Source organism: Streptomyces sp. NBC_00988 (assembly GCF_045162645.1).
Lineage (GTDB): Bacteria > Actinomycetota > Actinomycetes > Streptomycetales > Streptomycetaceae > Streptomyces.
The window spans coordinates 4,959,905-4,984,944 of sequence record NZ_CP108730.1 but is presented as its reverse complement, the minus strand read 5'-3'; the positions used below and the strand labels follow the sequence as shown (position 1 = coordinate 4,984,944).

At 71.1% G+C, this 25,040-nt stretch carries 21 protein-coding genes; 9 read left to right on the top strand and 12 right to left on the bottom strand.

The window, feature by feature from the left end:
- Positions 1–157: 157 nt before the first annotated feature.
- The gene (locus OG496_RS22625; RefSeq protein ID WP_405972187.1) at positions 158–2,458 is read right to left on the bottom strand and encodes an ArnT family glycosyltransferase; all 2,301 of its coding nucleotides are present in this window, start codon (positions 2,456–2,458) and stop codon (positions 158–160) included.
- Between the two features lie 145 nt (positions 2,459–2,603).
- On the opposite strand from OG496_RS22625, the gene OG496_RS22620 reads away from it, so the two are divergent.
- The 3 genes from OG496_RS22620 to OG496_RS22610 all read left to right on the top strand — a co-directional run bounded on the left by OG496_RS22620 (position 2,604) and on the right by OG496_RS22610 (position 8,424).
- Positions 2,604–3,455: a serine hydrolase gene (locus tag OG496_RS22620; RefSeq protein ID WP_405972186.1), complete on the top strand. Its 852-nt coding sequence runs from the start codon at positions 2,604–2,606 to the stop codon at positions 3,453–3,455.
- A 97-nt stretch (positions 3,456–3,552) separates the two neighbouring features.
- Complete coding sequence (locus OG496_RS22615) at positions 3,553–4,587, top strand: esterase-like activity of phytase family protein (RefSeq protein WP_405972185.1); 1,035 nt, start codon at positions 3,553–3,555, stop codon at positions 4,585–4,587.
- Between the two features lie 105 nt (positions 4,588–4,692).
- Positions 4,693–8,424, top strand: coding sequence for an ABC transporter ATP-binding protein (locus tag OG496_RS22610; protein WP_405972184.1), 3,732 nt, complete (start codon positions 4,693–4,695; stop codon positions 8,422–8,424).
- 107 nt (positions 8,425–8,531) lie between these two features.
- On the opposite strand, the gene OG496_RS22605 is transcribed toward OG496_RS22610, so the two are convergent.
- Positions 8,532–8,678, bottom strand: a complete 147-nt coding sequence (locus tag OG496_RS22605; protein WP_405972183.1) for a hypothetical protein — start codon at positions 8,676–8,678, stop codon at positions 8,532–8,534.
- A 68-nt stretch (positions 8,679–8,746) separates the two neighbouring features.
- On the opposite strand from OG496_RS22605, the gene OG496_RS22600 reads away from it, so the two are divergent.
- Positions 8,747–9,133, top strand: a complete 387-nt coding sequence (locus OG496_RS22600; protein WP_405972182.1) for a hypothetical protein — start codon at positions 8,747–8,749, stop codon at positions 9,131–9,133.
- A gap of 96 nt (positions 9,134–9,229) precedes the next feature.
- Positions 9,230–10,654, top strand: coding sequence for a S28 family serine protease (locus tag OG496_RS22595; protein ID WP_405972181.1), 1,425 nt, complete (start codon positions 9,230–9,232; stop codon positions 10,652–10,654).
- 40 nt (positions 10,655–10,694) lie between these two features.
- Here OG496_RS22595 and OG496_RS22590 read toward each other — a convergent pair whose 3' ends face one another.
- Both OG496_RS22590 and OG496_RS22585 read right to left on the bottom strand, forming a co-directional pair.
- A complete protein-coding gene (locus OG496_RS22590) occupies positions 10,695–11,336 on the bottom strand; it encodes a hypothetical protein (RefSeq protein ID WP_399391816.1) in 642 nt (213 codons plus the stop codon).
- A 111-nt stretch (positions 11,337–11,447) separates the two neighbouring features.
- Positions 11,448–13,268: a glycoside hydrolase family 3 protein gene (locus tag OG496_RS22585; protein WP_405972180.1), complete on the bottom strand. Its 1,821-nt coding sequence runs from the start codon at positions 13,266–13,268 to the stop codon at positions 11,448–11,450.
- A gap of 403 nt (positions 13,269–13,671) precedes the next feature.
- Here OG496_RS22585 and aroA point away from each other — a divergent pair, with 403 nt between their 5' ends.
- The 3 genes from aroA (at position 13,672) to OG496_RS22570 (ending at position 16,318) form a co-directional block, all read left to right on the top strand.
- The gene (aroA, locus tag OG496_RS22580) at positions 13,672–14,925 is read left to right on the top strand and encodes a 3-phosphoshikimate 1-carboxyvinyltransferase (RefSeq protein ID WP_405972179.1); all 1,254 of its coding nucleotides are present in this window, start codon (positions 13,672–13,674) and stop codon (positions 14,923–14,925) included.
- 11 nt (positions 14,926–14,936) lie between these two features.
- On the top strand, positions 14,937–15,578 hold the full coding sequence (locus tag OG496_RS22575) for a GNAT family N-acetyltransferase (protein WP_405972178.1): 642 nt from the start codon (positions 14,937–14,939) through the stop codon (positions 15,576–15,578).
- Positions 15,579–15,730: 152 nt separating this feature from the next.
- On the top strand, positions 15,731–16,318 hold the full coding sequence (locus OG496_RS22570; protein WP_405972177.1) for an RBBP9/YdeN family alpha/beta hydrolase: 588 nt from the start codon (positions 15,731–15,733) through the stop codon (positions 16,316–16,318).
- Between the two features lie 48 nt (positions 16,319–16,366).
- Here OG496_RS22570 and OG496_RS22565 read toward each other — a convergent pair whose 3' ends face one another.
- From OG496_RS22565 to OG496_RS22535, 7 genes are all read right to left on the bottom strand, one after another.
- Positions 16,367–17,614: an MFS transporter gene (locus OG496_RS22565; RefSeq protein ID WP_405972176.1), complete on the bottom strand. Its 1,248-nt coding sequence runs from the start codon at positions 17,612–17,614 to the stop codon at positions 16,367–16,369.
- Between the two features lie 79 nt (positions 17,615–17,693).
- Positions 17,694–18,494, bottom strand: coding sequence for a sugar phosphate isomerase/epimerase family protein (locus OG496_RS22560; RefSeq protein WP_405972175.1), 801 nt, complete (start codon positions 18,492–18,494; stop codon positions 17,694–17,696).
- Between the two features lie 24 nt (positions 18,495–18,518).
- On the bottom strand, positions 18,519–19,469 hold the full coding sequence (locus tag OG496_RS22555) for a GNAT family N-acetyltransferase (protein ID WP_405972174.1): 951 nt from the start codon (positions 19,467–19,469) through the stop codon (positions 18,519–18,521).
- A gap of 132 nt (positions 19,470–19,601) precedes the next feature.
- A complete protein-coding gene (locus tag OG496_RS22550; protein WP_405976680.1) occupies positions 19,602–19,910 on the bottom strand; it encodes a DUF4253 domain-containing protein in 309 nt (102 codons plus the stop codon).
- Positions 19,911–20,033: 123 nt separating this feature from the next.
- Positions 20,034–20,330: a hypothetical protein gene (locus OG496_RS22545; RefSeq protein WP_405972173.1), complete on the bottom strand. Its 297-nt coding sequence runs from the start codon at positions 20,328–20,330 to the stop codon at positions 20,034–20,036.
- 80 nt (positions 20,331–20,410) lie between these two features.
- On the bottom strand, positions 20,411–21,430 hold the full coding sequence (locus OG496_RS22540) for an NAD-dependent epimerase/dehydratase family protein (RefSeq protein WP_405972172.1): 1,020 nt from the start codon (positions 21,428–21,430) through the stop codon (positions 20,411–20,413).
- Between the two features lie 153 nt (positions 21,431–21,583).
- On the bottom strand, positions 21,584–22,894 hold the full coding sequence (locus tag OG496_RS22535) for an MFS transporter (protein WP_405972171.1): 1,311 nt from the start codon (positions 22,892–22,894) through the stop codon (positions 21,584–21,586).
- 55 nt (positions 22,895–22,949) lie between these two features.
- Between OG496_RS22535 and OG496_RS22530 the strand changes: the two genes are divergently transcribed.
- Positions 22,950–23,756 (top strand): AraC family transcriptional regulator, encoded by an 807-nt coding sequence (locus OG496_RS22530; protein ID WP_405972170.1) that lies wholly within the window; start codon positions 22,950–22,952, stop codon positions 23,754–23,756.
- 210 nt (positions 23,757–23,966) lie between these two features.
- Here the strand turns inward: OG496_RS22530 and OG496_RS22525 are convergent, their stop codons facing one another.
- Positions 23,967–25,013 carry a LacI family DNA-binding transcriptional regulator gene (locus OG496_RS22525; RefSeq protein ID WP_366490689.1) on the bottom strand — a complete coding sequence of 349 codons (1,047 nt, stop codon included), beginning with the start codon at positions 25,011–25,013 and terminating at the stop codon, positions 23,967–23,969.
- Between the last annotated feature and the right edge of the window lie 27 nt (positions 25,014–25,040).

Here is a 25,040-nt window from a genome sequence, read left to right as displayed (position 1 = left end):
ACGTGTCGATCCGGTGACCTGAAGCGACAATTTGCCCTGTGTCTACGCGAGTTGACGATGGGATGACATAGCAGAACGGCCCCCGACCTTGTGGTCGGGGGCCGTTGGCCGTTCAGCTACGTCTGTGTCACCTATGTCGGTGTCACCTACGTCGGTGTCACTTCACGTCCGACGGGTCCAGCCGGTAGATCGTCGACGTGCTGGTCGTCGAGGTGCCGGTCGTGGAGGACGAGGAACTCGAACTCTTCTCCGTCGACGCGCTCTTGTCGTACGCGCTCTCCTTCACCGCCGTCGCGTTCTTCTGCACCCACGCGGTGATCTCGGTGTTCAGGCTGCTGTTGCCGCCCATACCGCCGCCGCCGAGCTGGATGTAGTGCAGCTCGCCCTTCTTCACCAGCTCCTTGAGCTTGGCGAGGGTCATCGCCTTGTCGGAGCCGGTGAAGCCCCACATGGAGATGACGGGCTTGTGGGTGCTGAGGATCAGCTGGCCCGCGCTCTGCGAATTGGACACCGCGAGCAGCCACTTGGCGCCGTCCTGGTGCTTCTCCAGGTACGAGATGAGCGCGCTGGACGTGGTGCCGCCCATGCCGCCACCGCCGCCGAAGCCGCCGCGCGTACCGCCGGTGCCGCCCGGAGCCGTACCGGTGCCGGTGCCCGTGCCGCCAGGAGCCGTACCGCCGCCGGGGAACTCCCCGTTGGTACCGCCCTGTTGGCCACCGGCCGTGCCGCCGGTGCCGCCGGTCGGTGCCCCGCTCGGGGCGCCACCGCCCTGCGGTACCTCACCCGTGCCGCCGCCACCGGGAGTCATCCCGCCGGGGACCTCGCCGCTCGCCGTGCCGCCACCCTGCTGGGTGCCGCCGGGCATCTCGCCGCCCCGGTTGCCGCCGAAGCCGCCGCGGCCGCCGCCGGGAGCCCCGCCACCGCCGAAGCCGCCGCCGGTCGACGGACCGGCCGTCGGGTTGGTGCCGCCCATGCCGCCGCCCGTACCGCTCGACGCGGCCGGGGTGACGGCGTACGCCGTCGGACCCGCGAGCGCGGCGATGATCGCCGCCGTGATGGACGCGGTGAGGAGCCGACCGCGGTTGCCGGAGCGGAAGACGAACAGGCCCACGATCGCGAGGACCATCAGCACGCCGATCGTCGGCCACAGCCAGGTGTTCCAGCCGGAGGCCCGGCGGAGCACCACGATCGCCCAGATCGCCGTGACCCCGAGACCGGCCGGCAGGACCCAGGACCAGCGGGCGTCACCGCCGCGGAAGGCGCGCCACAGCATGACGCCGCCGCCACCGCACAGGGCCGCGATGCCGGGGGCGAGCGCGGTCGTGTAGTACGGGTGCATCGTGCCCTGGGCCATGCTGAACGTGACGTAGTGCAGCAGGGTCCAGCCGCCCCACATGACCAGCGCGGCGCGCGTCGGGTCGGTGCGCGGGGCGCGGCCGACCAGGGTCAGGCCGGCGATCAGGGCGATGGCCGAGAAGGGGAGCAGCCAGGAGATCTGGCCGCCGAGGATGTCGTTGAACATCCGGCCGAGGCCCGCGGTGCCGGCGAAGGTGCCTCCGCCGCCACCCCCGCCTCCGCCGCCGTTGCCCTCGCCGCCGAACACGCGGCCGAAGCCGTCGTAGCCCATGATCAGGTCCCAGGCGGTGCCGTCGGTCGAGCCGCCGATGTACGGGCGGTCCGCGGCCGGGACGAGGGAGACGGCCGTGGCCCACCAGAAGCTGGAGACGGCCAACGCGACCGTGGCCAGGGCGAGTTGGACGACCTTCTTCTTCCAGCCGAGCTTCGACGCGAACAGGTACACGGCGAAGACGGCGGGCAGGGCGATGTAGCCCTGGAGGAGCTTGGTGTTGAAGGCGAAGCCGAAGCAGACCGCGGAGCCGATCAGCGGCAGCAGTCGCTCGGTGCGCACGGCGCGCAGGCCGAGGGCCGCGCCCGCCACCATCAGGAGGACGAGCAGGGTGTCGGGGTTGTTGTCACGGTTGATGGCGACCGTGATCGGCGTCAGGGCGAGGACCAGCGCGGCGATCGCCGCGGCCACGTGCCCGAAGTACCGCTTCACGGACGAGTGCAGGATCCAGATCGTGCCGAGCGCGGCGGCGACCTCCGGCAGCATCATCTGCCAGGTGCCGAAGCCGAAGATCCGGCACGACAGGCCCATCACCATCAGGGAGAAGGGCGGCTTGTCGACCGTGAGGAAGTTGCCCGCGTCCAGCGAGCCGAAGAACCAGGCCTTCCAGTTCTGGGTGCCGCTGTAGATCGCGCTGCTGTAGAAGCTGTTCATGCTGGAGCCGGTCAGGTTCCAGGAGTACAGCACGGCCGCCAGGACCAGGATGGCGACGAGCGCGGGCAGCGACCAGCGGGGCGCCTTCTCGGGCGGCGCGTCGGCGGGTGGGGCCGGCGGCGGCCAGTCGGCGGACGCGGGTTCGGTGTGGGGGTGTGGATCGGTGGCAGATGTCACCCACGCATCGTGCGAAAACAGGGTGGGAGAGTGCTGTGCCGTACCTTGCCCCCGGCTGTGAATTCGCAAAGGGGCGGGTAACGCGTCGTACAACCGTTCCCCAACCCGTACAACCTTTCACGCCTTCCTGTGAGTCAACTCATGCATGACTCAGTCTCTTTGGACATCCCGCCGGGCCAGAGCGGTGGCCGTCGGCGTGGGCACCGGCATCCTCATACCCGTGCTGGCCGCCGCGACGCCCGCCGCCGCGGCCACCCCGACGGTCAGCTGTACGTCGGCCAAGGCGGGCCTCGCCGCCAAGCTGAAGAAGGACATCACCGCGGCCCTCGCGACCCGTAAGGGAACCGTCGCCGTCGGCCTCTACGACCGCACCACCAAGACCACCTGCACCCTGCGGGCGACGAGCGCCTACGACTCGGCCAGCACCGTCAAGGTCACCGTCCTCGCCACGCTGCTGTGGGACGCGAAGAAGCACAACCGCACGCTGACGACGCGGGAGTCGACGCTCGCCAAGTCCATGATCACCAAGTCGGACAACACCGCGACCTCCACCCTGTGGAAGCAGCTGGGCCTGACGAAGATCAAGGGCTTCCTGTCCGCCGCCGGCATGACCCAGACCAAGCCCGGCGCGAACAACTACTGGGGCCTGACCCAGGAGACCGTGACCGACGAGCAGAAGCTGCTCAAGCTGGTCACCGCCAAGAACACGGTGCTGAGCGACAACTCCCGTGCCTACATCCTGAAGTTGATGAACCAGGTCATCTCCAGCCAGCGCTGGGGCACCCCGTACGGCGCCCCCTCCACGGTCACCGTCCACGTCAAGAACGGCTGGCTGCAGCGCTCCACGCACGGCTGGCGCGTCCACAGCCTGGGCACCTTCAACGGCGGCGGCCACGACTACATGATGTCCGTGCTCACCCAGGACAACAGCACGATGAGCTACGGCATCACCACGATCCAGGGTGTCGCGAAGGCGATCCACAAGGACCTCGCCTAAAGCCGGCCCCAGTCCACTCGCCCAAAGCGCCTGCTCAAGGGCATCGCTTTACTGCGCGGTCTCCCGCACGTCACCCACCCGTCCTACGGTGACGCCCATGCGCCTGAGAACCGTACTCGCGACCGCGACCGCCGGCCTGGCGGCGGCCACCTGCCTCACCGCCGCCGCCGGGCCCGCGAACGCCAGCAACTCCCGTACCACCAACGCCTGTTCGTCCTCCGTCTCGATCGACCGCTTCTCCGACGCGCTCGACAAGACGACGTACGACGGCACGTTCGTCGGCAACTTCTCCGCGCTCGCCGTGGACAAGGACGGCTCGATCGCCGCTCTGGAGGACCGCTCGTCGCTGTTCGACCTGAACGCGAAGACGCTCCAGCCGCAGCGCGTCGTTCCGCTCGCCGACGAGAACGGCGCCGCGCTCGACTCCGAGGGCCTCGCCATCGACCGCGACGGCACGCGCCTCATCACCTCCGAGACCGAGCCGTCGATCCGCCGCTACTCCCGCGACGGCAAGATCCTCGACCGCCTCCCGGTCCCCTCCTCGCTCCTGGTCGCCCCGGCCGGGCGGGCCGTCTCGAACCAGACCTTCGAGGGCCTGACCCTGCTGCCCGGCGGCCACACCCTCCTCGCGTCGATGGAGTACCCGATCGCCGGGGACACCTCGGGCGACGTCCGCTTCCAGACCTGGACCCGGACCAAGGGCGACCACTTCGAGCTGGCCGCGCAGTACGCGTACAAGCCGGACGCCTCCTTCCTCGGCGTCCCCGAGGTGCAGGCCCTGCCCGACGGCCGCCTCCTCGTCCTGGAGCGCGGCTTCACCAGCGGCGTGGGCAACACCGTCCGCCTCTACCTGGCCGACCCCCGCCACGCCACGGACACCAGCAAGATCGACACCCTCACCGGCCAGCCCGGAGTCCACCTCATCAAGAAGACCCTGCTGGCCGACATCGCCGACTGCCCGTCCCTCGGCGCGACAGCGAAGCAGCCCCAGCCGAACCCCCTCCTCGACAACATCGAGGGCATGGTGATCACGGGGAAGGAGAAGGGCCGCTACAAGGTGCTGCTGGTGAGCGACGACAACCAGAACGCGGTCCAGACGACCCGCTTCTACTACCTCCGGGTCCGTGCCTGACGGCTTCGCCTGCCGACGGTTTGTTGCGGAGGGATGAAATCCGCTTCGATCCGCGTTGGTGCCTTCCGGAAGACCAGCTGATCAGGGGCGAACGGAAGGCACCGCGTGGCAGCGAAACAGGGGGAGACACCGGGGCAGAGGCAAGGCTGGGCCCGAAGGCTCGCCGGATACGCCTGGCGCTACCCCAAGGACGTGGTCCTGGCCCTGGGCGCCTCCCTCGCCGGCATGGCGGTCATGGCCCTCGTCCCCCTGGTCACCAAGGTGATCATCGACGACGTGATCACCGGCCACACCCGCTCCATGGCCCCCTGGGCAGCCGTCCTGATCGTCGCCGCCCTCCTCGTCTACGTCTCGACGTACATCCGGCGCTACTACGGCGGCCGCCTCGCCCTGGACGTCCAGCACGACCTCCGCACCGAGATGTACGGGACGATCACCCGCCTCGACGGCCGCCGCCAGGACGAGCTGTCCACCGGCCAGGTCGTCGGCCGCGCGACCAGCGACCTCCAGCTGATCCAGGGCCTGCTCTTCATGCTCCCGATGACCATCGGGAACGTCCTGCTCTTCGTGATCTCCCTCGCGATCATGGCCTGGCTGTCCCTGCCGCTGACCCTGATAGCCCTGGCCGTCGCCCCCGCCCTCGGCTTCATCGCCCGGCGCAGCCGCAGCAAGCTGCACCCCTCCACCTGGTACGCGCAGGCCCAGGCCGCCGCGGTGGCCGGTGTCGTCGACGGCGCCGTCAGCGGCGTACGCGTCGTGAAGGGCTTCGGCCAGGAGGACCAGGAGACCGGCAAGCTCCGCGAGGTCGGCCGCCGCCTGTACGCGGGCCGCCTCCGCACGATCCGCCAGAACGCCAAGTACACCCCGGCCCTCCAGGCCGTCCCCGCTCTCGGCCAGGTCGCGATGCTCGCGCTGGGCGGCTGGCTCGCGGTGCGCGGGCACATCACGCTCGGCACGTTCGTCGCGTTCTCCACGTACCTCGCCCAACTCGTCGGCCCGGTCCGCATGTTGGCCATGGTCCTCACGGTCGGCCAGCAGGCCCGCGCGGGCACGGAACGCGTCCTGGAACTCATCGACACCGAGCCCTCCATGACGAACGGCACCAAGGAACTCCCCGCCGACGCCCCGGCCACGGTCGAGTTCGACGACGTCTCCTTCGGCTACGACCACGAGCGCCCGGTCCTGAACGGCCTCACCTTCGAGATCCGCCCCGGCGAGACCCTCGCGGTCGTCGGCTCCTCCGGCTCCGGAAAATCCACGGTCTCGCTCTTGCTGCCCCGCTTCTACGACGTCACCCACGGCGCCGTCCTCATCGGCGGCCACGACGTCCGCGAACTCACCCTCGACTCGCTGCGCGCCGCGATCGGCCTGGTCCCCGAGGACTCCTTCCTCTTCTCGGACACGGTCCGCAACAACATCGCCTACGGCCGCCCCGACGCGACCGAGGAGGAGATCCTCACCGCCTCCCGTGCCGCGCAGGCCGACCGGTTCATCGCGGAACTCCCCGACGGCTACGACACGACGGTCGGCGAGCACGGCCTCACCCTCTCCGGCGGCCAGCGCCAGCGCGTCGCCCTCGCCCGCGCGATCCTCACCGACCCGCGCCTGCTGGTCCTGGACGACGCGACCTCGGCGGTGGACGCGCGCGTCGAGCACGAGATCCACGAGGCCCTGAAGCAGGTCATGCAGGGCCGCACCACGCTGCTCATCGCGCACCGCCGCTCCACCCTCAATCTCGCCGACCGCATCGCCGTCCTCGACGGGGGCCGCCTCGCCGACATCGGCACGCACGAGGAGTTGCAGGAGCGCTCACCGCTCTACCGCCGCCTCCTCACCGACCCCGACGAACTCGGCGGAGTCTCACCCGGCCACGCCCAGCCCGCCGTACCGGCCGAAGACACCTCCGTACGCGACGAGTTGGACGCGGAGTTCGACGCCGAGCGCGGGGTCACGCCCCGGCTGTGGACCGGCGACCGCGAGCCCAAGGACACCGCGCTGTCCGGGATGCCCGCGACGCCCGAACTCCTCGCCCAGGTCGACGCGTTGCCCCCGGCGACCGACGTCCCCGACATCGACGAGGCGGGCGCGGTCCGCGCCGAGGACTCGTACGGCCTGCGCCGGCTGCTGCGCGGTTTCGGCACCCCGCTGCTGATCAGCCTCGGCCTGGTCGCCGTGGACGCGAGCATGAGCCTGCTGCTGCCGGTCATGATCCGGCACGGCATCGACCAGGGCGTCACCAAGATGGCGATCGGCGCGATCTGGTCGGCGTCGCTGCTGGCCCTCGTCGCCGTGGCCGTCCAGTGGGCGGCGCAGCGCGGCGAGACCCGCATGACGGGCCGTACCGGTGAACGGGTCCTCTACACCCTCCGCCTCAAGATCTTCGCCCAGCTCCAGCGCCTCGGACTCGACTACTACGAGCGGGAGTTGACGGGCCGGATCATGACGAGGATGACGACGGACGTGGACGCGCTGTCCACGTTTTTGCAGACGGGGCTGGTCACGGCCTTCGTCTCGGTCGTCACCTTCTTCGGCATCATGGTCGCCCTGCTGGTGATCGACGTACAGCTGGCGCTGGTCGTGTTCGCCACCCTGCCCCCGCTGGTCATCGCGACCTTCTTCTTCCGCCGGGCGAGCGTGAAGGCGTACGAACTCGCCCGTGAGCGTGTGTCGTTGGTGAACGCGGACCTCCAGGAGTCGGTGTCGGGGCTGCGGATCGTGCAGGCGTTCCGGCGCGAGAAGGACGGCGGCCGGCGCTTCGCCGAGCGCAGCAGCAGCTACCGTGCGGCGCGTACCCGGGGCCAGTGGCTGATCTCGATCTACTTCCCCTTCGTACAGCTGCTGTCGTCGGTGGCGGCGGCGTCCGTACTGATCGCGGGCGCGGGCAGGGTGGACAACGCGACCCTGACGACAGGCGCGTTGGTCGCCTACCTCCTCTACATCGACCTGTTCTTCGCCCCGGTCCAGCAGCTCTCCCAGGTCTTCGACGGCTACCAGCAGGCCACCGTCTCCCTGGGGCGCATCCAGGAGCTGCTCCAGGAACCGACGTCGACGCGAGCGGCCGACGAACCTCTCGAAGTCCTCTCCCTCCGGGGCGAAATCGCCTTCGAGAACGTGCACTTCGCGTACGGCGACGACGAAGAGGCCATCGGGGGAGTGGAGTTGAGCATCCCCGCCGGCCAGACGGTCGCCTTCGTCGGCGAGACGGGCGCGGGCAAGTCGACGCTCGTGAAGCTGGTCGCCCGCTTCTACGACCCGACGGGCGGCCGGGTCACGGTCGACGGCACCGACCTCCGCGCCCTCGACATCACGTCGTACCGCCACCACCTGGGCGTCGTCCCCCAGGAGGCGTACCTCTTCCAGGGCACCGTCCGCGACGCCATCGCCTACGGCCGCCCCGACGCCACCGACGCCGAGGTCGAGGCGGCGGCCCGTGCGGTCGGCGCCCACGAGATGATCGCCACGTTCGACGGCGGCTACCTCCACGAGGTAGCCGAACGGGGCCGCAACCTCTCGGCGGGCCAACGCCAGCTGATCGCCCTGGCCCGCGCCGAACTGGTGGACCCCGACATCCTCCTCCTCGACGAGGCCACAGCGGCCCTGGACCTGGCCACGGAAGCCCAGGTCAACCAGGCCACCGACCGCCTGGCGGGCCGCCGCACCACCCTCGTCGTGGCCCACCGCCTCACGACGGCGGCCCGCGCGGACCGGATCGTGGTGATGGATCACGGGGCGGTCGTCGAGGACGGCACGCACGACGAGCTGCTGCAGCTCGGAGGGACTTACGCCGAGTTGTGGCGGAACTTCGTCGGGGAGGACGCGCCCGCGGCCGCCGCCTGACCCGCGTGGGCCTACGGCCACACCGAGTGCCGGACGGAGTCCGGCCGCCGTCTCGAAGCCCGGGAGGCCCGCCAGGGCCGAGCGGTGCGAGAGCGGCATCGGGAGGTTCAGCCCACGGGGCGGTCGTCGAGGACGGCACGCACGACGAGCTGCTCGCGCTCGACGGGTACTACGCCGACCTGTGGCACACGTTCGTCGGTGCGCCTGGGGCGGAGGAGCAGGTCACCGCCCCCCGCTGACGGTCGCGCAACCATGCGACATACGTCTTGCGTCCGTACATCAGTACGCTGTTCGGCTGCTGTGCTGTGCGGGAGGGGCGACTGTGGACATGGGTGCGCTACGACGGCGGGTGGCGCTCGGCATGGCCGTGCTCACCACATCCGGGCTGCTCGCGTTCACGGCCCCCGGCACCGCCCAGGCGGCCGCGGTCTGCCCCGGGCGCGAGGCCGCGACGCTCCCCTTCTCCACCGGTACCGTCCACGTCTTCCGGCGGGGTGGGTACGTCTGCGCGTACACCGCCCCCAAGAACCCCGGCGCCAAGCGCAGGATGTCGGTCAGCGTGCAGGCGCGCGGCAACCGACCGGTCGTGGACAAGGGCCGGTACACGCGCCGGGCCGGACCGGTCACCGTGCACGCCGGTCACCGGTGCGTCCTGGTGAAGGGCGCGGTGGGCGGCGGGTCGGTCAGTTCGGGCTGGATCCTCTGCTGAGCCGCAGGTCAGCGCCGTAAGCGCGCAACCACCCCTGGTGTGACGGGAGTTGCTCCGATAGCTTCCCGTTCACAACTGCCTCACAGGGGAGATGGCATGCGCAAGGCGCTCAGATGGCTGCTGGCGCTCACCGTGCTCATAGGCACGCTGAGTACGGCCGGGGTGGCCACCGCCGCCCAGGCCGGCCGAACCAGTCAAACGGCGGATATCAAGGACCAGTTGCTGGCGATACCCGGCATGAGCCTGGTCGAGGAGAAGCCGTACACCGGCTACCGCTACTTCGTTCTGAACTACACCCAGCCGGTCGACCACCGGCACCCGTCCAAGGGCACGTTCCAGCAGCGCATCACCGTGCTGCACAAGGACGTCTCGCGTCCGACGGTCTTCTACACCGGCGGCTACAACGTCTCGACGAACCCCAGCCGCAGCGAACCGACCCGGATCGCGGACGCCAACCAAGTCTCCCTGGAATACCGCTACTTCACGCCGTCCCGGCCCGCCCCTGCCGACTGGTCCAAGCTCGACATCTGGCAGGCGGCCAGCGACCAGCACCGCGTCTTCAAGGCCCTCAAGCCGATCTACACCAAGAACTGGATCGCCACCGGCGGCTCCAAGGGCGGTATGACGGCCACCTACTTCGAGCGGTTCTACCCGCGTGACATGGACGGCGTGGTCGCCTACGTCGCCCCCAACGACGTGGTGAACAACGAGGATTCGGCCTACGACCGCTTCTTCACGAAGGTCGGCACCAAGGAGTGCCGCGACCGCCTGGACGCCGTACAGCGCGAGGCGCTGGTGCGCAGGGACTCGCTGGAGAAGAAGTACGCGGCGTACGCGGCCGAGAACGGCTTCACCTTCACCACCGTCGGCAGCCTGGACAAGGCCTACGAAGCCGTCGTCCTCGACTACGTCTGGGGCTTCTGGCAGTACAGCCTGCTCTCCGACTGCACCACCATCCCCGCGAACGCGGCGACCGCCACCGACGACGAGATCTGGACCTCGGTCGACACGATCTCCGGCTTCTCCTTCTACACCGACCAGGGCCTGGACCCGTACACCCCGTACTACTACCAGGCGGGCACCCAACTCGGCGCCCCCACCATCCAGTTCCCGTACATCGAGAAGAAGTACCTCCGCTACGGCTACCAGCCGCCCCGTAACTTCGTCCCCCGCTCCATCCCGATGAGGTTCCAGCCGAACGCCATGCGGGACGTGGACAGCTGGGTCCGCCACCACGCCGACCACATGCTCTTCGTCTACGGCCAGAACGACCCGTGGGGCGCCGAGCGCTTCGCCGTCGGCAAGGGCTCGAAGGACTCCTACGTCTTCACCGCGCCCGGCCTGAACCACGGCGCGAACGTCGCCGGCCTGACCGCCGACCAGAAGACGCTCGCCACCGCCCGCATCCTGGCCTGGGCCGGCGTCCCGGCCACCACCACGGCACAGGCGAAGCCACTGGCGTCGTACGACGCGAAGCTGGACCGGCAGGACGTGCGGCGCGAGCCGACGCTGCGCCCGTAAGCAACCTCCGTGCTACGCCCGGCCGTTGACAGTCACCCGACTACACCGGCCGGGCGCAGCCCACCGGTTGCTCGCCGCCGAGCTGGACGTACAGGGCGGTCGACGCGGGGCAACTCGCGCGCCGGAGCACGGCCTTGACCACCTTGTACTGCGGCTTCCGCTGCCCCGAACCGTCGCACGCGGTCTCCCGGACCTGCCCGCTGCCCGAGCCGTAGACACAGTCACCGACGATCGTGCGGGGCCCGCCCCCGCCACCCGGGTCACCGGGATGCGGCGGCTCCAGGTTCCGCATACAGGCGTAGCCCTTGGGTACGACCCCGTCGCCGCCCGCGCCCGACGACCCCTGGGCGCTGATGTGCAGCACGAAGTCCGTGGTCGCCGGGCACGCCGGACCGTCGCTCACGTCACCGTCGTAGCGGGCGATGACCCGGGCGGCCGCTCGCTCACTGGTACAAGGCGCCTCGGTGAAACTCGTCGTACCGAAGGAACTGCACTCGTCGACGGCGAGGAACACCGCGCCGTAGCCGGAGGGTTGGGTGGTCGCGGAGGACGACGCGGCGGCCTTCTCGCCGAGCCGCCCGTCACCCTCACCCGATCCGGAACCGTGCGCGGCCTGGCAGCCCGTCGTCAGGGCGGCGAGCAGCACCGCGCACACCACCCCCGCGCACCATTTCTCACGCATCGATCCCCCCGACTGCCCCCGCCCAGCGTGACCCGCGGCAGCGGGCGCACGCCAGACGTGCGGGGGGCTTTGGGCCAGTTGGCGGGGGTGGGGCGGGTGTGGAACGTACCCCTAGTACGACAGCCCGTGCCCCACGGGATACAGCACCTGCGCCGGATCGTCCGCGCGCTGCACCGCGACCGGGAGCTTCCCGCGCGGCCGGACCCGGCCCGCGATCACCCGTGCCGCCGCCCGGAGTTCGACGTCGGTCCAGGAGTAGGACGCCAAGTAGGCGGTGACCGAGGGCAGTTGGGCAACATCGTAGGGGTTGCGGACGGCGACGGCCACGACCGGCCGCCCGGTGGCGACCAGGTGCTCGACGAGCGTCTTCTGCGCGTCGGCCGCCGTGACGTTGTAGGTCGCCACAACCACCACATCCGCCTCACGCGCCGCCGCCACGGCCTTCGCGACGGTCGCGGCGGAAGGAGCCGTACCGGTGGAGAGGGCGGTCGCCGTGAACCCCAACTCCCCGAGCGCCGTCGCGAGCACACCGGTGGGTGGCCCCGTAGTACCGGAGGGGGAGGCCGGATCGGCGCCGACCACCAGAACCCTCCCGTGCGTACGGCGGGACAGCGGCAGCAGCCCCGCCGAGTTGACCAGCAGGGTGGTGGTCCGCTCGGCGATCCGGTCGGCGGCGGCGAGATGAGCACCGGTCCCGACCGTGCCGTCGACATCCGTCCGGCTGACGTACGCGTCCTCGAACAACCCCAGCCGCGCCTTCAGCCGCAGCACCCGCAGGATGGACTCGTCGAGCCGCGCCTCCGTCAACTCCCCGCCCCGCACGGCCTTGAGGACGGCGTTCCAGGCGACGTCCAGGGAGGGCGGGTTGAGCAGCTGATCCACCCCGGCCTTCAGCGCGAGCACCGGCACCCGGTCGTCGCCGTACTTCTGGCGTACGCCCTCCATCTGCAGCGAGTCGGTGATCACGACGCCGTCGTAGCCGAGTTCGCCGCGCAGGATGCCGGTGAGGATGGGGTGGGAGAGGGTGGCCGGGTCACCGGAGTCGTCGAGGGCCGGGACCATGATGTGGGCGGTCATGATCGAGTCGATGCCCGCCCTGACGGCCGCCCGGAAGGGCACGGCGTCGAGCGCCTCCCACACCTCGCGGCTGTGCGTGATGACGGGGAACCCGAAGTGGCTGTCCACGGCGGTGTCGCCGTGCCCCGGGAAGTGCTTGGCGGTAGCGGCGACCCGGCTGCTCTGATACCCCTTCACCTCGGCGGCGACGAGGCCGGCCACCGCGTCCGGGTCGGCGCCGAAGGACCGTACGCCGATGACCGGGTTGGCCGGGTTGACGTTCACGTCGGCGTCGGGGGAGTAGTCCTGGTTGACGCCCATCGCGCGCAGCTCGGCGCCGGAGATCCGGCCGAGGGTGCGGGCGTCGGTACGGGAGCCGCCGGCGCCGATCGCCATCGCGCCCGGGAAGAGGGTTGCGGGCGCGCCGATACGGCAGACGATGCCGTGCTCCTGGTCGGTGGCGACCAGTACGGGCAGCCCTCGGGGTCGACTGAGGGACGCCTTCTGGATGCCGTTCGAGAGGTCGGCGATCTGGTGCGGGTCACGGGTGTTGTGGGCCCAGGTGAAGTAGATGATGCCGCCGACGCGGTACTTGGCGATCAGTTCGGCGGCGGTACGCACGCCGATCTCGCTGAGGTTGGCATCGATGTCGGCCTGGTCGGGGGCGGTGGCGGAGTGGCCGTAGACCCGCATCACGAAGAGCTGGCCGACCTTCTCCGGCAGTGTCATGCGGGAGATCAGCGAGCGGAGTCTCGTGTCGTCGGCGTGGGCGGTGCCGCCGACCGTGAGGGACGCGGTGACGCCCATGGTCGCGGCGAGGACGGTACGTCTGGAGGGCACGTGCGCTCCTTCCGGAGGTGTTCCACTTCGGATCATCGGATCCGCTGAAGGAAACTTCCAAGACTTCACGAATATCCGGGAAGTTTCTGCCAGTCAAGGGAGCGCACAGTAAACCGGAGGAGGGGCCGCCATCGGCGCAGTTGGAGGGGGGCGCGCCGATGACGGCTTGCCGCCGGCCGCGGTACGGAGGAGAGGGTTTGTCAGCTTTCGCAGCCAGCAGCGAGGCCGACGCCGTACCACGGAGACTCATCCGACGGCATGCGGTTTGGACGGAGCGGAAGCAGTCCGGGTTCCCCGCTTCGGCCCGATTCCCGGAAGTTGGTGAACGCGTGCACAACGGGACGGATGCGACCGCTCACAGGGACGTACGGGCGAACGGCGGTCGTCCATCCCGTGGACGTCCCGGCGGGGCGGCCGACCGCCGCCCGATCATGAGGGCATGCCCGTAGTCGACATCCCCGGTTCCAAGTCCATCACCGCCCGCGCGCTGTTCCTGGCGGCCGCCGCCGACGGTGTCACCACCCTCCGGCGCCCCCTTCGCTCGGACGACACCGAGGGTTTCGCCGAGGGCCTGACCCGGCTCGGCTACCGCGTGGGCCGGACCCCGGACGCCTGGCAGATCGACGGCCGCCCGCAGGGACCGGCGGTCGCGGAGGCGGACGTGTACTGCCGGGACGGCGCGACGACGGCCCGCTTCCTGCCCACCCTCGCGGCGGCGGGCCGCGGCAGCTTCCGCTTCGACGCGTCCCCGCAGATGCGCCGTCGTCCCCTCCTCCCGCTCACCCAGGCCCTGCGCGACCTGGGCGTCGACCTGCGCCACGAGGAGGCGGAGGGCCACCACCCCCTGCGCATCGAGGCGTCCGGTGTGGAGGGCGGCGAGGTGGTCCTGGACGCCGGCCAGTCCTCGCAATACCTGACCGCGCTGCTTCTGCTGGGCCCCCTGACCAGGAAGGGCCTCCGCATCAGGGTCACGGACCTGGTCTCCGCGCCGTACGTCGAGATCACGATCGCGATGATGCGGGAGTTCGGGGTGGAGGTCGGCAGGGAGGGTGCTGCTTACGTCGTCCCGCCGGGGGGCTACGGGGCCACCACCTACGGGATCGAGCCGGACGCGTCCACCGCGAGCTACTTCTTCGCCGCGGCGGCCGTGACCGGCGGCGAGGTCACGGTCCCCGGCCTCGGCACGGGTGCGCTCCAGGGCGACCTGGGATTCGTCGACGTACTGCGCCGGATGGGCGCGGAGGTGGAGACCGGCGCGAAGGGCACCCGGGTGCGGGGGACGGGCGAGTTGCGCGGCCTCACGGTCAACATGCGGGACATCTCGGACACCATGCCGACACTGGCCGCGATCGCCCCCTTCGCCTCGGGCCCGGTCCGCATCGAGGACGTCGGCAACACGAGGGTGAAGGAGTGCGACCGCCTTGAGGCCTGCGCGGAGGGCCTCCGGCGGCTGGGCGTGGAGGTGGCGACGGGCCCGGACTGGATCGAGATCCGCCCGAGTGACGTGCCGGGGTCAACTCCCGTCACAGGCACGGAGATCAAGTCCTACGGCGACCACCGCATCGTCATGTCCTTCGCGGTGACCGGCCTGCGGGTACCGGGTATTTCGTTCGACGACCCGGGGTGTGTACGGAAGACTTTCCCGGGGTTCCATGAGGCGTTCGGGGTGCTGCGGGGGCAGTTGCCGGGATAGGGAGTCAGCGGGTGGGTTTTGAACTGAAGGCTCCGGTCCTGGCAGGCGAGTTGGTGCGACTGGAGCCGCTCGACCACCGGCACGCGGCCGATCTGGCGGTGGCGGCGGAGGAGAACCGGGGTTCGTACGAGTTCACGTGGGTGCCGAAGGCGGACGAGGTGCCGGCCTACATCGACGCCCAGTTGGGCAGGGCGGCCACAGGCCAACTCGCCCCGTACGCCCAGGTGTTGACGTCCACGGGAAAGGCGGTCGGCGTCACGGCCTACTGGGAACCCCGCTCCTGGCTGACGGACGACCGACTCGACGCCGTGGAGGTCGGGTTCACCTGGCTGGCGGGTTCGGCGCAGGGCACGGGTGTGAACGCCGAGGCCAAACTCCTGCTGTTCCGGCACGCGTTCGAGGAGTGGCACGTGTCCCGGGTCGACCTCAAGACCGACGCCCGCAACGACCGCTCCCGCGCCGCGATCCAGAGCGTGGGCGCCCGCTTCGAGGGCGTACTGCGCAACTGGTCGCGGTCCTGGGCACCAGGGGAGGAGGGGCGGTTGCGTGACTCCGCGATCTACTCGATCACGGCGGCGGAGTGGGGGGAGTGCAGGGTGGGGTTGGAGGCGCGGGTGGGGCGGTACAAGTCGCGGGCGGACAGGTCGAGTTGACCGCGGACCGCGCCCGACACCGGATCGCCTTCCGAACCCGACACCCGGCACCGGATCGCCCTCCGAGCCCAGGCGCCGGTGGTGAGTTCGCGCAGGGACACCTGGTCGCCGTCAACTGGACCGATCGGCCGGTGATCGGAAACCATCGCCTCGTGAACTCCTACCTCATCCTCCACGGCTGGCAGAACCACCGCCCGAAGGACCACTGGCAGCACTGGCTGGCCGACCGGCTCAGTGACCTCGGCCACCACGTCGTCTACCCCCAGCTTCCCGACCCCGACGCCCCCGACCTGGACGTGTGGCTGGCCGAACTCGACCGCTGCCTCGACGAGTTGAAGAACAGCGGCGGCGCCGAACGAGTCGTCCTCGGACACAGCGCCTCCGCGCTGCTCTGGCTGCACGCCGTCGCCCGCGGGCAGGTCAGGGGCGGTGAGGCGGATCGCGTGCTGCTGGTCGGACCGCCCTCCCGCGCCGTGGTCGCCCAGTATCCGGAGGTCGCCGGATTCGCCCCGCCCGCCCCCGACTTCACCCTCCCCGGAGACGTCCGCCTCGTCGCCGGCGACGACGACCCGCACTGCCCGGAGAACGCCCGCACCGCCTACGGCGACCCGTTCGGCATCCCCACCGAACTCATCCCGGGCGCGGGCCACTTGGACCTGGTCGCCGGTTACGGCTCGTGGCCCGCGGTGCTGGACTGGTGCCTGGACGGGACGACACGGCTTGTGGCCCGTCCGGTGTAGGACTGTCTCCGGGCGGCCGGTCTGTGCGGGTGGGCGCGACGGTGCGGCTCACGCCTCGTCCGGTGTGACCCCGACCCCCGCCCCGGCCCGCAGCTCAGGCGTGGTCGCCCCCACCCCCGCCACCGCCAGCACGCACAGCAGCCCGCCGGTGAACAGGGCCGTCGCGCCCGAGGTCCAGCCGGCGATCAGGCCGCTGCGGAGGTTGCCGAGGTTGGGGCCCGCCTGGCCGACGATCTGTTCGGCGGCGGAGACGCGGCCCAGAAGGGCGTCCGGGGTGTGGGTCTGGATGATCGTGCTGCGGGAGACCACCGAGCAGGCGTCGGCCGCGCCGGCCAGGGCGAGGCAGCCGAGGCCGGCCCACGGGTTCGTCATCAGGCCGAAGGCCGCCAGCGCGACACCCCAGGTGCTCGCCCCGAGCAGCATCACCGGGCCGGGGCGGCCCAGCCGGGTGACGGTGCCGGAGAAGACGGACGCGGTGATGCCGCCGACCGAGACCGCCGACAGGAACAGGCCCAGGGTGCGCGGATCGCCGCCGAAACGCTCGGAGTTGATCAGCGGGAAGAGGCTGACCGGCATCGCCAGGACCGTCGCGGCCAGGTCGGTGAGCAACGCGCCGCGCACCACCCGGTGGCCCGCCAGGAAACGCAGGCCGTCCAGGACGCCGTGCAGTCCGCCGCGCGACGGCTCGCCCTCGGGCGGCAGCGCGGGCAGGCCGAAGGCGCCGTAGAAGGCGACGAGGAAGGTGAGCGCGTCGACCAGGTAGCCGGCGCCGATGCCGACCCAGCCGATCAGCAGGCCGCCGAGTGCGGGGCCGACGAGCATCATGGTCGTGAAGGACATGGTGTTGAGGGCGAGCCCCGCCGCCACCTGGTCCTTCGGCAGCAGCCGGGGTATGAACACGCCCGACGCCGGGCCGCCCACCGCGCCGAAGCCCGACTGCGCGGCGATCAGCGCGAGCACACCGAGCACCGGGACGTGCCCGGTGAAACCCTGCACCGCGAGGAGGAGCGAGCTGACGGCCTGCCCGAGCGTGTTGAAGAGGTAGATGCGCCGCCGGTCGCCGCGGTCCACCCACGAACCGGCGAACAGCCCGACGACCACGGTCGGCACCGCGCTCGCCAGCCCGACCGCGCCGGTCCAGACCGTGCTGTGGGTCATGTCCCAGATCTGGTACATGACGGTCACCGAGGTCATGAACGAGCCCAGCACGGACACCGTCCGCCCGATCAGCAGCCGCCGGAACACCGGGGACGTCCGCAACGGCCGGACGTCGATCAACGTACGGGTGAGGCTCATGAGGGCATGACGGGGCGCGGGGCGGGGTGAGGAGGCACCGGGGGACCCTAAGCCGCGGCCCGCCGGGGCCGCCAGTTGTTTACGCGGAGTCGTTGAGGAGGCGCGCCAGGTGATCGTGGCCGGCGGCCAGCAGTTCGCGGAGCGGTGCGGCGGCTTCGTACCACCGCTTCTCGTACTCCCAGCACAGCCAGCCGTCCCATTCGTGCCGGGCGAGGACCTCGACGCACTCGGCGAGCGGGAGGACACCGGCGCCGAGCGGCAGCGGGGTGGTGTCGTCGGCCGACGTGATGTCCTTGACCTGCACGTATCCGAGATACGGGCCCAACGCGGCGAGCGTCTCCGACGGCTGCTCGCCGCCCAGCCAGGTGTGCATCACGTCCCACAGCGCACCCACCTGCCGATGCCCGACCGGACCGAGCACACGGAGCGCGTCCGCGCCGGTGCGGTGCGAGTCGTGGGTCTCCAGCAGCACCCGTACGCCGAGATCGGCGCCCCACTCCGCCGCCGTACCGAGCCGCCGCGCGGCCGTGGCATCGGCCTCTGCTACGGACTGCTCGGTACCGCCACCGGGAAAGACACGGATGAAGGGCGCGCCCAAGTCCCGTGCCAGCTCCAGCAGTTCACGGATCTCCGCGAGTACGGCGTCGTCGTCGCCCGGCGCCGCCACCCGCGCATACCCCGCGAGGCCCAGGACTTCGACCCCGGCCGCCTTGAACTCGGCGACCACGTCGGCCCGTTGGCCGGCGTCGATACCGGGATGTACGGGCTCCTCGGGGTGCGCGCGCAACTCGACGCCGTGGTAGCCGTGCGTGACGGCGAGGTCCAGCACGTCGGCCACGGGGAGGCCCGGGACACCGAGGGTGGAGAAGGCGAGCTTCATGGCAGGGACCCTACTCGTCACCGCTCACTGTGGCTCGTGCAGGTCGAGCCGCCAGTCCTGGCCGACGAGATCCTGGCCGAAGGAGCGGTGCGGTTTCTCGGCGGTGAGGACGAACCCGTGCCGCTGGTAGATCCGGCGGGCGGCCCCGAGGATGTCGTTGGTCCACAGCACGAGGTCGCGATAACCGACCCCGCGCGCGAACTCGACGACAGCCGCGACGAGTTGATCCCCGATCCGCAGCCCGCGCGCGTCGGGCTCGACGAGCAGCAGCCGCAGCCGGGCGGCACCGGGTGCGTCGTCCCGCACGCACATCACACACCCCACCGCCCGCCCGTCGAGCTCGGCGATCCACACCCGCTCCAGATGCGGATCGTGATCCTCGGCGAAATCGGCGACGATCCGCGCCACGAGCCCTTCGTAGTCGGCGTTGAAGTCGTACTCGGCGGCGTACAACGCGGCGTTCCGCTGCACGATCCACCCCAGATCACCGGGCCCCGGCTCCCGCAGCACGACGTCCTCGGGCCGGGCCCGCCGATTGTCCTCCGAGTCCTCCGAGTCCTCCGACAGGATGGTCCGTACGGTGTGCAGCGCCTCGGCGAGCCGCGGCCGGTCGGCCTCCGGCACGGTCGCGAGCAGCGCCCCCACGGATTCGTCCGCCCGCTCCGCCAACAGCGCGGCGGTCTCCCGCCCCCGCACGGTCAACGTGACCTGGCGCCGCCGCGGATCCCGCTCCGAGGGCGCCCGCTCGACCAGCCCGTCCTGCTCGAACCGGTTCAGGATCCGGCTCAAGTACCCGGCGTCGAGGGAGAGTTCGGCACGGAGGTCGGCGGCGTCCGTACGAGGTGAGTGCGCGAGTTCGTACAGGACGCGGGACTCGGTGAGGGTGAACGGGGCGTAGAGGTGGCGGCTGTAGTCGAGGGCGCCGATGACGTTCGTATAGAAGCGGTTGAAGGCGCGGATGTCCTGGACGGTCATGATCGATCCCCGGTGGTCGCTCAGGGTAGTTGACTCAGTCAGAGGTATTGCGGTTCTGACGGTAGTACCGGGGAGGGCCGCGCGTCCATGTTTCCGGGCCGCGCGTCCGAGATTCTGGACCGTCACCGGGACCTAGTCCCACCAGAACCGCCACTGACGCCGCCCCACAAGCCTGTTCGCGTACTCGGGGAACGGCGTCGGCGGATCGTCCACGATGTTGTCGGCGGTCGACAGCACATGTTCCAGGGCGAGTTGCTCAGCGTGAGGGACATCGAGGGGCGGCCGGGCGACCGACACGGTCAGCGCACCCCCGAACCCCGACACGACCCGCGCCCCGAACCGCTCCTCCCAACTCCGCAACAGCGCACACAACAAGGGAAGCGGAGCCTCGGCCGCCCACCCGACGATCGCCGGCACGTCAGCACTACGACGCGCTGGCACAAGGGCCAACTGGCAAGTGCGCACGAAGGGTTCGTCCCCGAGCAGATCCGCTACGGCCAACCCGGCGGCCTCCGCCACACTCACCCCGGCACCCGTGCCCGGCCCGCCCGCCGCTAGCCCGGGTCAGCTCTCGAACGGCGGCCCCGGATCGTGCGGCCAGGGCTCGATGTACTCCCGGACGTCGTCCGGCACGCTGTCCGGCAACACGTCGGCCGCCGCCGGATTCGACCAGTACGGCAGCCGCCGGCGCCGATATTCGGCGAAGTCCGCCGCGAGCACCCCATCGAGCCGAATCGCGTCGACCTCACTCAAGTCCGCAGGCTGGTAAGGATCGTCCCGCCAGCAGACGAACGGATACAGCCCCGTAGCTTCGGCCGACTCCAGCAGCCGGGGCCACAACTCGACGAGATCGTCGGACACTTCGCCGACGTCATCGAGGACACCGCGACAAGGCGGACGTCATCTCTTCTGCGTCCCTTCCCCGCCCTCGCCCTCCCTCGTCACCGCCCCGCAAGAAACGCGTCCTCAGCCGCATAGTCGAGGTACTCGGCGAAGTAGTCGTCGTCAGCAGGAGGTTGGCCGTTCGCAGCCGCTTTCACCAGCCGGTCGAGTGCGGGCGCGATCGTGGTCGCGTAGGTACCGGCGGGCCGGTAGCCGAGTGCCGTGGCGGCGGAGGTGTCGAGGACGATCGGATGCGGGGAGTCCCAGGGGGTGCGGCCCAGGCCGGTCGGCGCCGTGTCGTCCAGTGACACCTCCTCCCACTCATGGCCCAGGTGTCCCGCGATCGTCCGGCAGATCTCCAGCACGCTGGGCGTGTCCGGGTCGGCGCAGTTGAGGACGCGGGTGCCCGGCCGCTGGGCGACCGTCTCGATGAGCGCGGCGAGATTCGCGGCGGCGGTGGTGTGGACGACCCCGGCGCCCCGATCGGCCAGCAGCAAGGTCGTACGGCCGTCCAACACCCGCTTGACGACGGCCCATTCACGCGCCGGGGACGCCCCGACCCCATGGATCTGCGACGGCCGCAGCACGCTGATGGGCAACCCGCTGTCCAGGGCGACGAGTTCGGCGGCGACCTTGTTCGCGCCGTAGCCCTCGCGTGAACGGTGGTCGATGTCGTCGCGCGGGGTCATGGTCGGGTGGGTCTCGGAGATCGGGCCGGAGAAGCGGGGCGGGGTCGAGGAGTTGATGTGGTTGCCCGCCGCGTCGATGTAGACGGCCCGGCCGGAAACCAGCACGGTGGAGGTCGCGTGCGCGGCCAACGGCAGCAGTGAACGGGCGTCGGCGGCGGTGAAGCAGAGGCAGTCGACGAGGAGGTCGGTTCCCTCGCCGACCGCGGCCCGCAGGGCGCCGGAGTCCGCGCGGTCCACCGCCCTGAACTCGCCCCCGAGCGCGCTCAGTTCGGGCGGCATGCGAGCGGGGTCCCGGCCGGTCACGTCCACCCGCCACCCGGCGACCAGCAGACGATGCGCGGCGGCACGCCCGACCGGACCGGTTCCGCCGAGGATGAGGGCACGGGGCATGAAGGGATCGTAGGCCGGCACGGGGCACGGGAGTCGGCGCTTTTCGGAGCCCTACTGCTGGGGGCGCTCAATGACCCTTACCGCGCGCGGGAGTTGACGCGTCCCGGAGCCCTGGTCCCGGCCGGTTCGTGGGAGTCGGTGCGTTCCGGCCCCCTACGGTCGCGGGGACGCCGACCGCGCCGCGCCGACGTCGTACCGCCAGAACGGTCGGACCACCAGCGCCCCCGCGATGACGACGATCACGCACAGCAGCGAGCTGCCCGTCCACGCGAGGCCGAGGCCTGTCGTGGAGGCCATCGCGCCGGCGCGCAGGTCGCCGAGGCGGGGGCCGCCCGCGACGACGACGGTGAAGACGCCCTGGAGGCGGCCGCGCAGGGCGTCGGGGGCGTAGGTCTGGAGGATGGTCTGGCGGTAGACCGCGCTGACGAGGTCGGCCGCTCCGGCGGCCGCCAACAGGGCCGCTGCCGCGAGGAGTTGATGGACCGTACCCGCGAGCGCGACGGCCGCCGCCCAGGCGACGGCGGCGACGGCGAGCGCCCGGCCCTGGCGCCGCACGCGTCCGATCCAGCCGCTGAACAGGCCCGCCGCGACCGAGCCGATCGCGATGGCCGAGTACAGCAGGCCCACCCCGCCGCCGAACCGCGTCTCTGCCGCTTCCGGGAACAGCGCGGTCGGCATGGCCAGGGTCATCGCCGCGATGTCGACCGCGAAGGACATCCAGAGCACGGGTGCGACGGCGATGAACCGCAGCCCGTCGAGCACCGAGCGCAGCCCGCCCGTGTTGGCGGCTCCCTCGCCGGTCGGCTTGACCGAGGGGAGGCGCAGGGCCGAGTACAGCAGGAGCGAGAACAGGGCGGCGTCGGCGCCGTACGCCCAGCTGTAGCCGTTCGGGAGGGAGATCAGGACGCCCGCGACCAGCGGCCCGGCGACCTGTCCGATGTTGCCGGCGGTGAAGTACAGCGTGTTCGCGGCGGGCACCAGCGGGGTCGGCACGACACGGGGGATGATCGCGCCCCGGGCCGCCGACGACACGGCGAAGGCGCCGGCCTGCACGGCGACGAGGCCGAGGATGAGCGGGACCGAACGCACGCTGGCGACCGCCTGGAACAGCAGGGCGAGCGTGACCACCCAGGTCAGACATGACGACGCGAGGTACACCGTACGGCGGTCGAACCGGTCCGCGACGGCACCGCCGTACAGCCCGAAGACCACGAGCGGTACGAGGCCGGCGACCCCCGTCAGCCCCACGAACAGCGACGACCGGGACAGCCCGTACACCTGCACCGGGATGGTGACGTCGGTGACCATGGTCCCGACGTAGGCCGCGCTCTGGCCGATCAACAGGCGCCGGAAGACGGGGAGTTGGAGCGGACGGGTGTCGAGCGCGGCGTCGCGCAGCCCGGAGGCGAGACGGGTCTTCAGGGCGGGCGGGGAGGGAGAGGGGGCGGGGGGTGTCGTGGGCATGGGCCTCACGCTGGCAGGACGGCCAGGTGCGGCGCTTCCGTTATTCTGCCGAGGTATGTCGGAAAACGGACAGGCGGAGAAGGCGACGACAGCGGAGACCGCGGACAGGGTGGAGACGGCGGACAGCGCGGCTGCGGAGCCCAGGGACACCACCCACGCCCACCTCGCCGGTGACGTCATCGGCCGTCACCGGCACGACTACCACCAGCTTCTCTACGTCAGCGCCGGTGTGCTGGCGGTGCGGACGGGCGAGGCGTCCTGGGTGGCGTCCAGCGCGCGTGCCGTCTGGCTGCCGGCCGGCATGTGGCACCAGCACCGGGTGCACGGGCACAGCTCCGTGCACACCATCGGCTTCGCCGCCCACGACGCGCTGCTGGACTCCGGGACGCCGGTCGTCGTGGCCGTGGACGCCCTGGTGCGCGAACTGATCATCGCGTGCAGCGAACCGGACCTCCCGCAGCAGGAGTCCCGCCGCCTGCGCGCGGTCCTGCGGGACCGGCTGAGGCGAGCTCAAGTAGAGCCGTTGACGCTGCCCACCGCCACCAACTCCCTGCTGCGGCAGGCATGTTCACTGGTGACGGACGACCTGAGCCAACCCCGCACCGCCACCTGGCTCGCCCGCCGCGTCGGCGTGAGCGAACGCACCCTGGCCCGGCTGTTCAGAACCGAGTTCGGCATGACGTACCCGCAATGGCGGACCAACGTCCGCGTCTTCCACGCCATGGTCCTCCTGGCGGAAGGAGCATCCGTCAGCGAAACGGGCCGCCAGTGCGGCTGGTCCACGACCAGCGCCTTCATCGACACGTTCAGCCACACGATGGGCCGGACACCGGGCACGTACCGGATCGGACCTGGCGGATAGCGCGTGGCACCGGTTTGCGGGACCGGGTCGAGCCGGGCGGGGAGTGTCGAGAAGCTGTCCGTAAACCAACCCCCTAACCGGCCTTTGACTGGTTAGAAAAGAACACAGCTTCCCGGACCCTCCGTGCCCGGTCCCTGCCACCACCGGGCCGCCCGCGACTGGACAGGCCCGACCTGCCACCCACCACACCCGACCCCGGCTCCGGCGCAGCTACTTCCGCGGTACCCCCGAAGACCCCCGCACCATCAACTCCCCCCGAACCGTGGCGATCCCACCCGGCGGCGGCTCCTCCCGCCCCATCGCGATCCGCCCCGCCCGGGCCCCCGCCTCCGACAACGGCAACCGCACAGTCGTCAGCGAAGGCACCGCGTCCACACTGAACGGCAGATCGTCGAACCCGGCGACCGAGACGTCGTCCGGAATCCGCCGCCCCGACTCCCGCAGCGCCGCACACGCCCCCACCGCGACGGAGTCGTTCGCCGCGACCACGGCCGTAAGCGACGGATCCCGCCGCAGCAGCTCCAGCGTGGCCTCGTAGCCCGACCGCCGGTCGTAGCGGCCATGAACGGTCCACCGGGGATCCTCTGCGATCCCGTGCGCGGCCAGCGCCTCCCGGTGGCCCTCCAGCCGGTGCCGCGTCGTCGTCCGTTCCTCCGGGCCCGCGATGTAGCCGAGCCGGCGATGGCCGAGGCCGATCAGGTGCTCGGTCAGTTCCCGGCCGCCCCCGCGGTTGTCGAAGGTCAGCGCGAACGCCCCCGTGTCCGGCGCCGGCGGACGCCCGCACAGCACCACCCGCGTCCCGGCCTCGCCCAGCTTCCGCAGCTTCGCCGCGACCGCCGCCGCGTGCGGCGCGTTCTCCATCGCGCCGCCGGTCAGCACGACCGCCGCCGCCCGCTGCCGTTGCAGCAGGGTCAGATACGTCAGCTCGCGCTCCGGGGAGCCGCCCGTGTTGCACACCACCGCCAGCCGTTCCCCGCCCGCGCGGCCTCCCGGCCCCCCGATCTCGCCCTGGATCGCGCTCGCCATGATCCCGAAGAAGGGGTCGGCGATGTCGTTGACCAGGATGCCGACCAGGTCGGAGGTGGCCGCGGCGAGCGCGCTCGCGGGACCGTTGAGCACGTAGTCGAGCTCGTCGACCGCCCGCAGCACGCGCTCGCGCGTGGTGGCCGCGACCGGGTAGTTGCCGTTCAGTACGCGCGACACCGTCGCGGGGGAGACCTGGGCGCGGGCCGCCACGTCCGCCAGGGTCACCGTCATGTTGTTCGTCCTCCGGTCGCGCATCTT